The 13,433-nt window shown below is 63.9% G+C and carries 14 protein-coding genes; 5 read left to right on the forward strand and 9 right to left on the reverse strand.

Features of this window, described 5'->3' with window-relative positions:
- Window positions 1-4: 4 nt before the first annotated feature.
- The 6 genes from ACFDR6_RS20190 to ACFDR6_RS20215 form a co-directional block, all read right to left on the reverse strand.
- A complete protein-coding gene (locus tag ACFDR6_RS20190; protein ID WP_212081080.1) occupies window positions 5-337 on the reverse strand; it encodes a hypothetical protein in 333 nt (110 codons plus the stop codon).
- Window positions 334-1,092 carry an ABC transporter ATP-binding protein gene (locus ACFDR6_RS20195; protein ID WP_212081081.1) on the reverse strand — a complete coding sequence of 253 codons (759 nt, stop codon included), beginning with the start codon at window positions 1,090-1,092 and terminating at the stop codon, window positions 334-336. The genes ACFDR6_RS20190 and ACFDR6_RS20195 overlap by 4 nt, the downstream gene beginning before the upstream one ends.
- The gene (locus ACFDR6_RS20200) at window positions 1,089-1,895 is read right to left on the reverse strand and encodes an ABC transporter permease (protein WP_212081082.1); all 807 of its coding nucleotides are present in this window, start codon (window positions 1,893-1,895) and stop codon (window positions 1,089-1,091) included. The genes ACFDR6_RS20195 and ACFDR6_RS20200 overlap by 4 nt, the downstream gene beginning before the upstream one ends.
- Window positions 1,892-2,713 carry an ABC transporter permease gene (locus ACFDR6_RS20205; protein WP_212081083.1) on the reverse strand — a complete coding sequence of 274 codons (822 nt, stop codon included), beginning with the start codon at window positions 2,711-2,713 and terminating at the stop codon, window positions 1,892-1,894. Before ACFDR6_RS20205 ends, ACFDR6_RS20200 begins: the two co-directional genes overlap by 4 nt.
- An 87-nt stretch (window positions 2,714-2,800) precedes the next feature.
- Complete coding sequence (locus ACFDR6_RS20210; RefSeq protein ID WP_212081084.1) at window positions 2,801-3,622, reverse strand: FadR/GntR family transcriptional regulator; 822 nt, start codon at window positions 3,620-3,622, stop codon at window positions 2,801-2,803.
- Between the two features lie 158 nt (window positions 3,623-3,780).
- Window positions 3,781-5,238: a sensor histidine kinase gene (locus tag ACFDR6_RS20215; RefSeq protein WP_212081847.1), complete on the reverse strand. Its 1,458-nt coding sequence runs from the start codon at window positions 5,236-5,238 to the stop codon at window positions 3,781-3,783.
- A 370-nt stretch (window positions 5,239-5,608) separates the two neighbouring features.
- Here ACFDR6_RS20215 and ACFDR6_RS20220 point away from each other — a divergent pair, with 370 nt between their 5' ends.
- The 3 genes from ACFDR6_RS20220 (at window position 5,609) to ACFDR6_RS20230 (ending at window position 8,522) form a co-directional block, all read left to right on the forward strand.
- Window positions 5,609-6,607 carry a TRAP transporter substrate-binding protein gene (locus ACFDR6_RS20220; RefSeq protein ID WP_375859272.1) on the forward strand — a complete coding sequence of 333 codons (999 nt, stop codon included), beginning with the start codon at window positions 5,609-5,611 and terminating at the stop codon, window positions 6,605-6,607.
- Window positions 6,608-6,690: 83 nt separating this feature from the next.
- Entirely contained in the window at window positions 6,691-7,206 is a 516-nt protein-coding gene (locus tag ACFDR6_RS20225; RefSeq protein ID WP_212081086.1) for a TRAP transporter small permease, read from the forward strand.
- Window positions 7,203-8,522, forward strand: coding sequence for a TRAP transporter large permease (locus ACFDR6_RS20230; RefSeq protein ID WP_212081087.1), 1,320 nt, complete (start codon window positions 7,203-7,205; stop codon window positions 8,520-8,522). Before ACFDR6_RS20225 ends, ACFDR6_RS20230 begins: the two co-directional genes overlap by 4 nt.
- A gap of 51 nt (window positions 8,523-8,573) precedes the next feature.
- Here ACFDR6_RS20230 and ACFDR6_RS20235 read toward each other — a convergent pair whose 3' ends face one another.
- Window positions 8,574-9,848 carry a serine hydrolase domain-containing protein gene (locus tag ACFDR6_RS20235; RefSeq protein WP_212081088.1) on the reverse strand — a complete coding sequence of 425 codons (1,275 nt, stop codon included), beginning with the start codon at window positions 9,846-9,848 and terminating at the stop codon, window positions 8,574-8,576.
- Between the two features lie 158 nt (window positions 9,849-10,006).
- Here ACFDR6_RS20235 and ACFDR6_RS20240 point away from each other — a divergent pair, with 158 nt between their 5' ends.
- Window positions 10,007-10,924: an intradiol ring-cleavage dioxygenase gene (locus tag ACFDR6_RS20240; RefSeq protein WP_375859273.1), complete on the forward strand. Its 918-nt coding sequence runs from the start codon at window positions 10,007-10,009 to the stop codon at window positions 10,922-10,924.
- A gap of 16 nt (window positions 10,925-10,940) precedes the next feature.
- Here the strand turns inward: ACFDR6_RS20240 and ACFDR6_RS20245 are convergent, their stop codons facing one another.
- Together ACFDR6_RS20245 and ACFDR6_RS20250 are read right to left on the reverse strand one after the other, a co-directional pair.
- Entirely contained in the window at window positions 10,941-11,411 is a 471-nt protein-coding gene (locus ACFDR6_RS20245; protein WP_375859564.1) for a MaoC family dehydratase, read from the reverse strand.
- 131 nt (window positions 11,412-11,542) lie between these two features.
- Window positions 11,543-12,433 (reverse strand): LysR family transcriptional regulator, encoded by an 891-nt coding sequence (locus tag ACFDR6_RS20250; RefSeq protein ID WP_375859274.1) that lies wholly within the window; start codon window positions 12,431-12,433, stop codon window positions 11,543-11,545.
- A 102-nt stretch (window positions 12,434-12,535) separates the two neighbouring features.
- Here ACFDR6_RS20250 and ACFDR6_RS20255 point away from each other — a divergent pair, with 102 nt between their 5' ends.
- On the forward strand, window positions 12,536-13,405 hold the full coding sequence (locus tag ACFDR6_RS20255) for an SDR family oxidoreductase (protein WP_375859275.1): 870 nt from the start codon (window positions 12,536-12,538) through the stop codon (window positions 13,403-13,405).
- Window positions 13,406-13,433: the final 28 nt, after the last annotated feature.

Consider the following 13,433-nt stretch of genomic DNA (forward strand, 5'->3'; position numbering starts at 1 on the left):
ATTTTCAGCCTCCCTCTTTTATCGGCCCCACCGCCGTCACCCAATAGGGGCGGGCAACGGCCTTGAGGTCCGTTCTTTTGACGCCGCGAAGTTCGATCGAATGCTCGTCGGTGCCCGAGACGCGTCCATATTGCTGGAACGCGAGCACGTGGAAGCGCTCCGGCGTGAACGGCAGCTCGATCTGCACGTTCACCTTTTCCGAGGAGCCCTTGAGCTCCGGGGAGATCTTTCCCGGTGCGGCCATCGTCAGCCAGAGTTGAAACAGCGCCCATGCGGCAATGGCGCCGAGCACGACGCGGCCTTTGGAAGAGCGCAGGACGTCGGAGGCGATGCTCATGCCGCGCGCACCATCTGAAGCACCCGCGCGGAGAGCTGCTTGAAGTCGTCGTCCTTGACGAGATCGTCCCAGACGCGCGGGCGCGGAAGGTCGACCGCGATCTGGTCGAGCACGCGTCCCTTCGACAGCACGACCACGCGATTGGCGAGAAACACGGCCTCCTGCACGTCATGGGTGATGAAGATCACCGTCGGCTTGCGCTCCTGCCAGATGCGGGTCAGTTCCTCCTGAAGCGTCATGCGCGTCTGCGCATCGACGCTCGCAAACGGCTCGTCCATCAGCAGGACATCGGGATTGTTGGCGAGTGCACGCACCACGCCGACGCGCTGCTGCATGCCGCCGGAAAGTTCGTTGGGGTAGCGGTGCGCCGCGTGCGAAAGTCCGGCGAGCGCGAGGTATTCGCGCGCGATGCGGTCGCGCTCGGCCTTCGGCACGCCGCGCATCTTCGGGCCGAAGCCGACATTGTCGAGCACCGTCTTCCAGGGGAACAGCGCGAACGACTGGAACACGACGCCGCGCTCGGGGCCGGGCCCGTGCACCGGCTTGCCGTCGAGCAGAATGTCTCCCTTCGAATAAGGGATGAAACCGGCGATCATGTTCAGGATCGTCGTCTTGCCGCAGCCGGAGGGCCCGACCACCGAGATGAATTCGCCGGGCTCGACGTCCAGCGAGACGTCGTGGACGGCGGTGACATGCGCGCCTGCGTAAGGATCGAAATAGGTCTTGCCGAGATTGCGCAGCGAGAGCGTCTTCATGATGTCACCAATCCCCAACGCTGGCCGGTCGCGCGCTCGAGCGGCGCGAGGATCCAGGCGTCCACGATGTACCAGAGCAATCCGAGAATGATCATGCCGAGGATGATCTCGACGGTCGAGCCGGCGCGGCGGGCGTCGAACATCATGAAGCCGATGCCCGACGTGCCGACGATCATCTCGACCGCGATCAGCGCGCGCCAGCCATAACCCAGCCCGTTGCGTAGGCCCGTGATGATGTTCGGCAACGCGCCCGGCAGTGTCACCTCCCAGAGCACGCGCGCGCGAGAGGCGCCCAGGCTCAGGGCGGCGCGCGACAGGTCGCGCGGTACGGATTCGACGCCGAGCACGGTGTTGAGCACGACCGGGAACAGCACGGTGTAGACAATGACAAAGGTCATCGTCGTGAGGCCGAAGCCGAACCAGATCAGGAGGATCGGCAGCCAGGCAATGTCGCCGATCGCCTGGAAGAACAGCAGCACCGGCCAGCAGATCCGATGCGCCCAGCGACTGGTGCCGATCAGAATCCCTAAGGGAATGCCGAGCGCCATGCCGACGGCGGCCCCGGTGGCGAGGCGGATCAGGCTGTCCTGGAGATAATCGGGCAGGATGCCCTTGTAGGTCAGCGTGAAGAAGGCGCGTACGACGTCGGCAGGTCCCGGGAAGAATGCGCGCGGAAACAACCCGGCCTCGCTGACCGCCGTCCACAGCGCGAGCACCGGTATGAATGGAATGATCGCGGCGATCCCCGGCCAGCGCCGGGTCAGGCGGGTATAGCCAGCCCAGATTTGCAGCATCAGATTCATGCGCGCCTCACCATGCCCCAGCGCTCGATGGTCGCCCGTTCCAGCGGGACCAGCAGCAGACGGTCGATCAGAAGCCAGAGCACGCCGATCACGACCATGCCGAACACGATCACCTCGGTGCGGTAGAAGTCGCGTGCGACGAACAGCATGTATCCGAGCCCGACATTGGTCGCGATCATCTCGGCGGCAATCAGCCCGCGCCAGGCAAAGCCGAGGCCCGTACGGATGCCGGTGACGATGTTGGGCAGCGCGCCGGGCAGCAGCACCTCGGTCAGCAGCGCCCAGCGGCCGGCGCCGAGCGCGGCGGCAGCATTGCGCAGCGTGTGCGGAATGGTCCGGACGCCGAGCAGGGTGTTGTAGGCGACGACGAAGAACACCGCGTTGAAGATCACGAAGACGATCGCGCCGAAGCCGTAGCCGAACCACAGCGTCGCGATCGGGATCCAGGCGATGCCTGCGAGTACCGAGAAGAAGCGGAACAGCGGCGTCAGGAAGGCTGCAACTGTCGGGCTCACACCCATGGCGATGCCGAGCGGCACGGCCGTGACGATGCCGATCAGCGTGCCAAGCCCGACGCGCACCAGGCTCGCGCCGACATGGGCGAACAAAGTGCCGTCACGGATCGACTCCATGGCCGCCCCGCCGACCGCACCGACCGAGGGAAACACGCGCGGATTGACGTTGAACAGCGGGACGACGATGGCCCAGATTGCGACCAGTGCAAGCAGCGGCGCAACGAACATCGCAGCTCCCGCCAGCGCATTGACGCTGCGGATCAGTCGCGACGATCGGCCCTTCAGACTGCCCGTCACCTGCATTTGACCTCCCTGGCGCTCAGCTATGCCTGTCCCGGCATCTCGCGCTGATTATTCCTGACATCGCGACGATGACGTGCAGACCTTTGGTCAAGGTCCACGATGTTTTCTCCTGCTTCTGACGCCCGACTTCTTCGTCATGCGCACGGCCGATCCGTCCTTTTTGCGCGCTGCCGCCGCGGTGACTGTCTTCCGGTTCGCAAGCCTCAATCGCGTGTAGCCGAGCAGGCGTTCCATCGCGGCGCGCGCCTTTTCCGGTTTGCCGCTCTCGATGGCCCGAGCCGCCGCAACGTGGTTCGGCAGATTATCCTTGAACCAGCCGCCGGGGCCTCCGACAGCGACGGTGAAGACGGTGCCGAGGATGGTGTCGATCGCGCCTCGGAAGCCCTGCAGGACGGGATTGCGGGTCGCATCCAGGATGGCGAGATGGAAAGCCTTGTCGGCGGCGAGCGCGCTCGCCTGGTCCTTTGCGGTCTGCATCGCAGCCAGCGCGGTGTCGATCCGCCAGAGGTCGTTCTTGGTGGCCCGTTCGGCGGCAAGTGCTGCGGCTGCCGGCTCGATGATCGAGCGCACCTCCTGGATCGCCAGCAGGAGGTCACGATCCGGTTCGTCCTGGCCAACGAGCCAGCTCAGCACGTCGCGATCGAGCAGGCTCCATTCGTGGCGCGGCAGCACCTGCGTGCCATGGCGCGGCCTGACGCTGACGAGGCCCTTGGCGGCGAGCGACTTGATCGCCTCGCGCACCACGCCGCGCCCCGCGCCGAAACGGGCCTCGAGTTCCGGCTCCGGCGGCAGGGTCGTTCCGACGGGAATGAGATCCTGGGCGATCTCACGCCCGAGCGTCGTCAGCACGGCGCGAATGCGGCCGGGCTTGATCAACTTGTCAGTTGGCTTAGGCCGTGCTTTTGCCACCCGCACGTCTCTCCCTGCCAGCCTGTTTCGGCCTGTTCTTGTCTCATGTCGCATCGGCGACAATCATCCGATGTTTAACATCGGATGATTGGGAGAGGCGAGTGTAATTGTCGCAGGAGATGCATGCTGCGTTGCGATATTCGGTCGGGGGCGGTGGATCACCGCGTCTCGTCCAGCGTGCAGGTTACGGTACAGACGACGCCGCGCGGCAGGAAGTCGACGGTTGCTTCACCGCCGAGCTGGTCGCGTGCGCTGCGCTCGATCAGGCGCGAGCCGAAGCCGCGCTGCACCGGCGCCGTCACCGGCGGTCCGCCCACCTCGGTCCAGATCAGCCGCAGCCGAGGCTTGGGCGGTTCACTGATGACTTCCCAGTCGAGCGTCACCCGGCCGGTCTCATTGGACAGCGCGCCGTATTTCGCGGCGTTGGTGGCGATCTCGTGGACGATCATCGACATCACCACGGCGAGCCGCGGCGACAGCGGCACCGCAGGGCCCGCCATGCGGATGCGGTCGGGGTTGCTCAAAAGGAACGGCTGAAGCGCGCGGGCGATCACGTCCCTCAGCTCGGAGCCCGCCCATTTCTCCTGGCTCAAGAGGTTATGCGCCTCCGCCAGCGCGCCGAGCCGGCCCTCGAACTTCGTCCGCTCGTCACGGCTGGCGCTGCGGAAGGTCTGCACCGCGATCGCCTGCATCAGAGCCAACGTGTTCTTGACGCGATGGTTGAGCTCGTCGATCAGGAGATTGTGCAGCATCTCGCCGCGCGCGATCGTCGCAGCCATCCTGATCGCGAACGTCAGTCCGGTCAGCAGCAGGACGCCGCCGATCAGGCTGGTGATGGCGATGTTGCGCCAGAGCGGCGCGCTCAACGAGCTTTCGGCGACGCCGGCCACGACCGTCCAGCCGGTCAGCTGCGATCTGGTAAAGGCGGATGACAGCGCGACGCCGTCGAGCGAAACGGTGGAAAGGGCGGCCTCGGCGGTTCGAGACATGGCCTCGTATAACGGGCCGGAGGCTTGTTTGCCGACCGTCTCGCCCGGGTTGGGCACGCGCGCGAATATGAAGCCTTTGGTGTCGAGCAGCGATACGGTCCAGAACTGGTCGGGCCGCTGCTTCTCCACAAGCTCCTGGAAGACGCGGATTGGCGGGCTGAAGGAGAGGTCGTAGATCACCTCGCCGTCGCGGAATACCGGAACCTCGACGGTGAGCACCTGTTGCCCGTCGATAGCACTGGCGAACAGATCGGAGTACTGCGGCGATCGGGTTGCAAACACCTTGTCGATGATCTCGCGATGGCCGCGTTGCGGCAGGCTGGCGGCGTCCTCCGTCGCGGAGGAAAACAACAGCCGACCCTTGCGGTCGGAGATCAGCACGACGCCGCCCTTGCCGTACTGCTCGACGAAACCAAGCGCGATGCGGCGGAAAGTTTCGAAGTCGTCTTGGCGCAGCGAATTGGTCAGTGCGAGCACCTGCAAGCCGCCGGTCATCCGCTGCACCTCGGAATCCAGCACCAGGCGCATGCTGCGCACATTCTCCAGCACGCGACGGGTCGCGTCGCTTCGATCCTGCTGGTAATTGTAGACAACAATGCCAACCGCAAAAACGATCAGCGGCAACATGGTTCCCGTGACGAGAAGAGCGAGCCGGACCGGCAGGGTGAGCTTTGACAAACGCAGGCGTCCCGGTTCCGGCACAGCGGCGCCGGATTATGGTTTTGGGGAGACCATACGGGCGGGGCTTGCGCGGCGCCACGATTTTCATATCGGGCACAGATTTTCAGATCTCCAAGCAAGGGACAGGAGTGCGTGCTGGCAGGAGCCCGAGTTGCAGTGCAACAGCAGGTCACCCTGCGACGAAGGAGTTGCCTTAGCCCAGCCGAAATCACTTCCGTCCCGCCGTAGTTTTTCATACCCTTCCCGAACGCCGGCCGTAGACCGGCTGCGCTCACGCCCCGGCGACAGGGGCGGAGCATCAAAGGGAGGGGAGACGATGAAGCGAAGGACATTTCTCGCTGGGATCGGGGCGACCACTGCGGCGGCTGCGATCGGCATGCCGTCGATCCTCAGGGCGCAAGCGCCCGTCACGCTGAACGGTGCGGTCCAGTTCAACGACGACCACGCCTTCAACCGGGCACTGCTACGGTTCGAGGAGTTGGTGAAGAAGTATTACGGCAAGCCCGTCAACTTCACCCTGCACAGGAATTCCTCACTCGGCCTCGAGAAGCAGTATTTCGAATACATGTCGCAAGGCAAGGCGGTCGATTACGGCATCGTGTCGCCGGCCCACATGTCGACCTTCGCCAAGGCGGCCCCGTTCATCGATGCGCCCTTCGTGTTCAAGGGCATCGAGCACATGAACAAGATCGTCGAGGCCAATATCCTGGCGCCGGTGGCCGATGAGGTCGCAGCGAAGGCCGAGGTCGTTCTGATCGGTTATGCCGGCGGCGGCATCCGCAACATCTTCGCCAACAAGCCGCTCAAGAATCTCGCCGACCTCAAGGGGCTCAAGGTTCGCGTGCAGGGCGCGCCGATCTGGTCGAAGACCTTTGCGGCCGTCGGCATGAGCCCGACGGTGATCGCCTATAACGAAGTCTACAACGCGATCCAGAACGGGGTGATATCGGCCGGCGAGAACGAGGCGGCCGGCGTCGAGGCGATGAAGTTCTACGAAGTGGCCCCGCATCTCAACCTGACCCAGCACGCCGTGTCGATCCGGCCGATCTGCTTCTCGGTGAAGACGCTGAAGACCTTGCCGAAGGATTTGCAGGACGCGATCATGAAGGCCGGCAAGGAGGCTGGCGACTACGGCCGTCAGCTCGAGTCGAGCGAAGAGGTGGTCAAGCTCGACACGCTCGAGAAGGCCGGCAAGCTCAAGCGCGTTCCCTTCGAGGAGCGGGACGCCATGAAGAAGCTCGCTGATCCCGTCATGGCGGCCTACGCCAAGGAAATCGGTGCGGAAGGCATCTTCGAGAAGATCAACGTCGTCTGAGGTCGCTCGGACCGCCGATCATCTTCCGGGCAGGCCCCGCTTCCTGCCCGGACCTGGCGGATGTGCTGCCGCACGGAGTCCCAATGTCTGACATGCCCGTCCCGTCCACACCCTCGCTGTGGCGCCGCGTCACGGCGGCCTATGCGAAATTGCTGCAATTCCTGCTGGCGGCCTGTGTCGGCATTCTGGTTATCCCGGTCACGCTGCAGATCATCTCGCGCTACACGCCCTTCATTCCGTCCTACATCTGGACGGAGGAGATGGCGCGCTTCATGTTCATCTGGACGATCATGATCGGGGCCATGGTCGGCGTGCGCGAAGCGCAACATTTCGAAGTCGACGTGTGGCCGGACCTGTCGCGGCGGTCGGAGGCTGCGGTGCGGATTCTCGCGCGGATCGGCATATTGGCGCTGGCGCTGGTGTTCGTGCTGGCCGGCCTCGAGTTCACACGCTTTGCCTGGAACAGGACGTCTGAGCTGGCCGATCTGCCGCTTTGGTTGATTCACGTTGCCTGGCCTGTGGCCGGCGTGACGTGGATCGTCTTTGCCGGCGAACAGATCATCGATGAAGTGCGGATTCTGGTTGGGGCAGGGCGATGAGCGGCAATGTGCTTTCTGCCGGACAGGCCGCGATGGTGCTGTTCGGGGTCTTCGTCGGCCTGCTCATCGTGCGCGTGCCGGTCGCCTTCGCGCTCGGCCTTGCCTGCGTGCCGATCCTGCTGATCGAGCCGCGTCTGTCGCTGATGACGCTCGCGCAGGAGACGTTCAACGCCTACAATTCATTTATCCTGCTCGCGGTGCCGTTCTTCCTGCTGACGGCGAACCTGATGAGCATCGGCGGCATCACCGACCGATTGGTGTCCCTGTCGCGCTCGATGGTCGGACATTGGCCGGGATCGCTGGCGCAGATCAACGTCGTGCTGTCGGTGTTCTTTGCCGGCATCTCGGGCTCCTCCACCGCCGATGCCGCGAGCCAGTCCAAGATCTTCATCGATGCGCAGACGAAGGAGGGCTATGACCTCTCGTTCTCCATCGCCATCACGGCGGTGTCGGCGGTTCTGGCGGTCATCATACCGCCGTCGATCCTCATGATCGTCTGGGGTGGGCTGATCTCGACCTCGATCGCGGCGATGTATCTGGCCGGCATCGTGCCGGGCCTGTTGATCGCGGGCGCGCAGATGGCGACGGTGCACGTCTACGCGGTGCGCCGCGGCTACCCGACCTATCCCAAGTCGAGCTGGGTCGAGATGCGATGCGCCATCTGGCGGTCGATACCGGCGATGATGACGCCGTTCATCATTGTCGGCGGCATTCTGCTCGGGTGGTTCACCGCGACAGAGTCCGCCTGCGTCGCGGTGCTCTATTCCGTCGTGCTCTCGGCGTTCTTCTACCGCGAGACGGGTCTGCGCGAATTGTACAAGGCCCTGCTCGACACCGGACGTCTCGCCGGTGTGGCGCTGTTCTGCGTCGGTACCGCCAGTGCGTTCGGCTGGCTGCTTGCCTACTACAAGATCCCGCAAGAGCTGCTGGCCAATGTGTCGACATGGGGCATGGGTGCTGTTGCCGCCGGCTTCTTCATCTCCTTCTGCTTTCTGGTGGTGGGCTGCTTCCTCGACGCCATCCCGGCCATCATCATCGTCGGCACGGTGCTGGAGCCGCTCGCCAAGTCCGTCGATCTCCATCCGGTCCAGTTCGCGATCATTTCCATTGTCTCGCTGGCGTTCGGACTGGTGACGCCACCCTATGGCCTGTGTCTGATGATCGCCTGTTCGATCGCCGGTGTGCGGCTACGCTATGCGCTGAAGGACACGGTGATCATGCTGATCCCGATGCTGCTCGTGCTGGCGGCCGTCATTGTCTGGCCCAGCGTGTCGCTGTTCCTGCCGCGCCTGATTGTACCCGAAATGCTCAAATGAGCGTCTGACAGTGGGTCCCGCACCGACGGCTGCGGGACCCCGTCAAATGGGTTACAGATTGCTCTCGGTGATCGCGGCGTAGACCATGCTGCGCAGCTCGCGGCGGATCGGGTAGGCGCTCGACGGCAGCACCTGCGTCATGAAGATGGTGATGAGCTCTTCGGCCGGGTCGATCCAGAACGACGTCGTGGCCGCACCGCCCCAACTGTATTCACCCGGACTGCCGGCGATCAGTGTCTCGGCCGGACGCATTGTGACGGCAAAGCCGAGGCCGAAGCCGATGCCGTTGTAGGTCGCTTCCGAGAACAGCGAGCGGGAGACTTCGGGCAGGGCCTGGCCGCCCGGAATGTGGTTGCTGGTCATCAGTGCCAGCGTCTTCGGCCCGATCAGCCTGACACCGCCGAGCTCGCCGCCGTTGAGCAGGGCACGGCAGAAGGTGAGATAGTCGGCGACCGTCGAGCACAGCCCGCCTCCGCCGGAGATGAAGGAGGGCGGGGTGAGGAACGAGCTCGTCGCCGGATCGTCCTGGAGCGTCAGGCCCTCGCGCCGCTGGCCGGCATGGAAGGTCATGCCGCCGCCGGGATCGGCGGAATAACAGGCCGCAAACCGATGCGCCTTGGAGGCCGGCACATGGAAATCGGTGTCGGTCATGCCGAGCGGATCGAGGATCCGTGATTTCAGGAACTGCTCGAATGGCACCCCGGAGATCTTGCCGACGAGATAGCCGAGCACGTCGGTCGAGACCGAATAGTTCCAGGATTCACCGGGGGAGAATTCCAGCGGGATCTTGGCAAGGCCCTCGATCATGGTCTGCAGCGTGCCCGACTTCTCGACCTCGCCGATCTTTTCGGCGCGATAGGCGGCATCGACATTGGAGCGCTGCTGGAAGCCGTAGGTGAGGCCGGAGGTGTGCCGCAGGAGGTCGACGATCAGCATCGGCCGGGACGGGGGGCGGGCCAGGAAGGCCGGATAGGTGCCGGCGACGAAGACGCCGAGATCCTTCCATTCCGGAATGTATTTGGCGACGGGCTCGTCGATCGCGACGAGGCCTTGCTCGACCAGCATCATGAAGACGACGCTGGTGAGCGGCTTGGTCATGGAATAGATGCGGTAGATGGTGTCGTCCTTGACCGGCAGCTTGCGCTCGACATCGGCAAGGCCCTGAACCGAGCTGTGCGCGACCTTGCCGCGCCGGTAGACCAGAAGATGCGTGCCGGGGAAGCGGCCGGCATCGATGTAGCGGCTCTTCAGATGCGCATCGATTCGGTCGAGTGCGGCCTTGGACATGCCGACGGATTCGGGCGAGGCGGGGGTGGGCGCGAGCATCAGTTCCTCCGGGCGGTTCTGTCGGTTCGTTGATAGCCAAATGACGGCCCCATTCCAAGCCGCTCGCGCTTAACGCAAGGGGGCCGGCTGGTGTAGGCTGCTCCTGGAGCGCCGAGGAGCCCCCACGGGCGAACGAGAAAAACACAGGGCAAGCCACCATGACCCAGTTCAACGAGACGGATCTCACCGAAGCCGTCATCAGGAGCTTCGACAGCACACCCGATCCGCGCGCGAAATTCCTGCTTCAGGAATTGGTGAAGTCGCTGCACGATTACGTGAGCAAGACCGGCCTCACCTTCGCGGAGTGGGACTACGCCATCGATTTCCTGACCCGGACCGGGCAGAAATGCACCGACACCCGCCAGGAATTCATTCTCTTGTCCGACGTGCTCGGCGTCTCCATGCTGGTCGACGCAGTCAACCATCGCGACCGCGACGGCGCCACTCAGACCACTGTGCTCGGCCCATTCTATGTCGGCGAGCACAAGGTGACCGCGCACGGTGCCGATATCTCGCCGAGCAACCAGACCGGCGAGCGGATGTTCGTGCAGAGCCGTGTCACCGACCTCAAGGGCAAGCCGCTCGCCAACGTCCCGGTCGACGTCTGGCATGCCGACGATGACGGCTTCTATGATTCCCAGAAGCCGAACTACGACGAGATCGGCGCCTCGGCGCGGGCGCGCTTCATCACCGACAGCGACGGCCGCTTCTTCTTCCGTACCATCCTGCCGTGCAGCTATCCGATCCCGACCGACGGCCCGGTCGGTGAAATGATCGTGCAGACCGGCCGCCACCCGATGCGCCCGGCGCATGTGCATTTCCTGGTCAACGCGAAGGGCTATGAGCCGCTGATCACTCACGTCTTCATGGACGGCGACAAATATCTGGATTCCGACGTGGTGTTCGGAGTCAAGGACGACCTCATTGCCAAGGTCGAGCCGCGTAATGATCCCGCGATGCCCGACGGCACCAGGGCAAGCGGAAAGTGGCACCTGATGACTTATGAATTCCGCCTCAAGCCCGGCGGCGGCATGGCGCCGAAACCGCTCGGGGTGAGAGCCGAGGAGCCGGCGTGAGGGATCTCCGCTTCAGCTACTTCTGATCGAGCAGCGCCAAGGTAATCCAGTGTGCCTCGAGGGCAGGCTTGATCGCACCCTCGACCTCTATGATGCTGTCCCATGCTGACTGGATCGACACGGCGCGCTCTGTCAGTGCTGCCAACCTGAACTTGCCTCGGACCCGAGCTCCAGACCTGACCGGGCTAAGGAAACGGACCCGCTCGAAGCCATAGTTCACGCCCATTCGCGTTCCCTCCACCCCGGGCATCGCGTCGAAGGCGAGAGCTGAAAGAAGCGATAGCGTAAGAAAGCCGTGTGCAATCGTGCCGCCAAATGGCGTTTCCTGCTCGGCGCGTTGGCGGTCCGTATGAATAAACTGATGATCATGTGTCGCATCGGCAAACATGTCGATCATGGATTGGTCGACCGTCTGCCAGCCAGATATCAGCTCCGGGCCGTCAAGAAGCTGACGATATGAGGTCAGTGGAATCAGCTTTCCTCGCAAAGCGTCCGGGCTGACGGTTCGTTCGACGTCGTTCACTTTCGGCTCCAATCCGTGCTTAGGCCTTCTCGCTCGTGCGAAATGTCTAAGCTAATCGGCAAGCTGGGGCTATTGGTGAATTGCGGGAGATGCGCTCATCCCCCGATGTAGGCCGCCAACTCGTCGGGCGTTCCCTTCGGAAAAGCTTCCTTCAGATAATCGAGGTAGGCGGAGACGCGCGCACTCAGCAATCGCCGCGAGGGATAGAGCGTCCAAAGGGCGATGTCGGATCCCTGGACGTCGCCCCAGCGCACCAGTGTGCCGGCGGCAAGGTCGTGACTGACGAGCGACAGCGGCAGCCGTGCAGCGCCGCCGCCGGCCCGAACTGCGTCGCGAACCATCATCAGCGATGACAGGCGAAGCACGGGATCGACGGCTATACGCGATGTACCGCTTGGCCGCCTGATGACCCAGGCCGCCTCGTCCTCCGTTCCGCGCACGACGACCGGAATGGCGAGATGGCCCTTGGGTCGCTTCAGCGTGGGGCTGGCTACGACCACCAGTCGGTCGCGCAAGAAGATGCGGCCGACCAGGCTTTCGTCGGGATCGGGATTGACCCGGATCGCGAGGTCGAAACCTTCTTCGATCATGTCGACGTAGCGATCATCCGTCGTGACCTCGAGCCGGACTTGCGGATGCCTGAGGGCGAAGCCGGCCGCGAGCCTGCCCATGGCAGCTTGCGAAAAGAGCAGGGGAGCGCTGATCCGCAACCTGCCTTTCGGCTTGTCCCCGCCCGAGGCGATCGCTGCCGCCGTCTCGTCGAGCTCGGTGAGGAGTGCGCCCGTCCGCTCGTGGAGCGCTCGTCCTTCCTGGGTCAGCTTGAGAGTGCGTCCCCCGCGCTCAAAGAGACGCAAATCGAGGCTGCTCTCGAGTTCGGACACGCGCCGGGACAAGGTTGCTTTCGGACGTCCCGTTGCGCGCGCGGCCTTTCCGAACCCGCCGTGGCGGGCGACGAGATTGAAATCGGCGAGGGCAAGTAAATCCATCTGTTCCACCAATGAGACGGTCTGTCCATATATAGCGCCTATCGGTTCGCATGTGGATCGCTAATTTCGGGGTGTCTTCTGACCCAAACCGGAGTGATCCCAATGACCATCCTCGTGACTGGTGCGACCGGCACGATTGGCCGCCACGTCGTCGAACAGCTCGTCAAGCGCGGCGCCGATGTGCGCGCGCTCGTCCGAGATCCCGCGAAGGCCAATTTGCCGGCAGGCGTCGCCGTCTCCCAGGGCGACTTGCTGGACGTTGATTCCGTGCGCGGCGCCTTGTCAGGCGTCTCGACGCTGTTTCTGCTCAACGCCGTGGTCCCGGACGAATTCACGCAGGCGCTGATCGCGCTCAATCTCGCCCGCGAGGCCGGCGTCGAACGGATCGTCTACCTCTCGGTGATCCACAGCGATCGCTACGTCAACGTCCCGCACTTTGCCGGCAAGTTCGGTGTCGAACGCATGATCGAGCAGATGGGCTTCAACGCCACCATTCTGCGCCCGGCCTACTTCATGAATAACGACGTCACGATCAAGGACGTCGTGCTTGGTTATGGCGTCTATCCGATGCCGATCGGCAGCAAGGGGCTCGCCATGATCGACGCCCGCGACATCGGCGAGATCGCCGCGATCGAGCTCGTTCGTCGCGAGCGGGCTGCAACGCCGCTTCCGCTCGCACGCATCAATCTCGTTGGTCCCGATGTGCTGACCGGCGGAAAGGCGGCCGCCATCTGGTCCGAGGTGCTGGGGCGCACCATCGCCTATCCCGGCGACGACACCGCCGGCTTCGAGAAGAACCTCAGGCAGTTCATGCCGAGCTGGATGGCGTTCGACATGCGGCTGATGAGCGAGCGTTTCCTAACCCAGGGAATGATCCCCGATGCCGGCGACGTCGAACGTCTGACCGAGATCCTCGGCCGCCCCTTGCGCTCCTATCGGGACTTCGTTTCCGAGATCACGGCCTCCGCCTGAGGCCAACGGCATTCTCCGATCACGATAA

Source organism: Bradyrhizobium tunisiense (genome assembly GCF_042263385.1).
Classification (GTDB): Bacteria; Pseudomonadota; Alphaproteobacteria; order Rhizobiales; family Xanthobacteraceae; genus Bradyrhizobium; species Bradyrhizobium tunisiense.

Bases quoted from the DNA above. Each gene is read 5' to 3' on its own strand.
- ACFDR6_RS20195 (WP_212081081.1), bottom strand. From the start codon at position 1,092: ATGAAGACGCTCTCGCTGCGCAATCTCGGCAAGACCTATTTCGATCCT.
- ACFDR6_RS20205 (WP_212081083.1), bottom strand. From the start codon at position 2,713: ATGCAGGTGACGGGCAGTCTGAAGGGCCGATCGTCGCGACTGATCCGC.
- ACFDR6_RS20225 (WP_212081086.1), top strand. From the start codon at position 6,691: ATGTCTGACATGCCCGTCCCGTCCACACCCTCGCTGTGGCGCCGCGTC.
- ACFDR6_RS20235 (WP_212081088.1), bottom strand. From the start codon at position 9,848: ATGCTCGCGCCCACCCCCGCCTCGCCCGAATCCGTCGGCATGTCCAAG.
- ACFDR6_RS20240 (WP_375859273.1), top strand. From the start codon at position 10,007: ATGACCCAGTTCAACGAGACGGATCTCACCGAAGCCGTCATCAGGAGC.
- ACFDR6_RS20250 (WP_375859274.1), bottom strand. From the start codon at position 12,433: ATGGATTTACTTGCCCTCGCCGATTTCAATCTCGTCGCCCGCCACGGC.
- ACFDR6_RS20215 (WP_212081847.1), bottom strand. From the start codon at position 5,238: ATGTTGCCGCTGATCGTTTTTGCGGTTGGCATTGTTGTCTACAATTAC.
- ACFDR6_RS20255 (WP_375859275.1), top strand. From the start codon at position 12,536: ATGACCATCCTCGTGACTGGTGCGACCGGCACGATTGGCCGCCACGTC.
- ACFDR6_RS20220 (WP_375859272.1), top strand. From the start codon at position 5,609: ATGAAGCGAAGGACATTTCTCGCTGGGATCGGGGCGACCACTGCGGCG.
- ACFDR6_RS20190 (WP_212081080.1), bottom strand. From the start codon at position 337: ATGAGCATCGCCTCCGACGTCCTGCGCTCTTCCAAAGGCCGCGTCGTG.
- ACFDR6_RS20230 (WP_212081087.1), top strand. From the start codon at position 7,203: ATGAGCGGCAATGTGCTTTCTGCCGGACAGGCCGCGATGGTGCTGTTC.
- ACFDR6_RS20200 (WP_212081082.1), bottom strand. From the start codon at position 1,895: ATGAATCTGATGCTGCAAATCTGGGCTGGCTATACCCGCCTGACCCGG.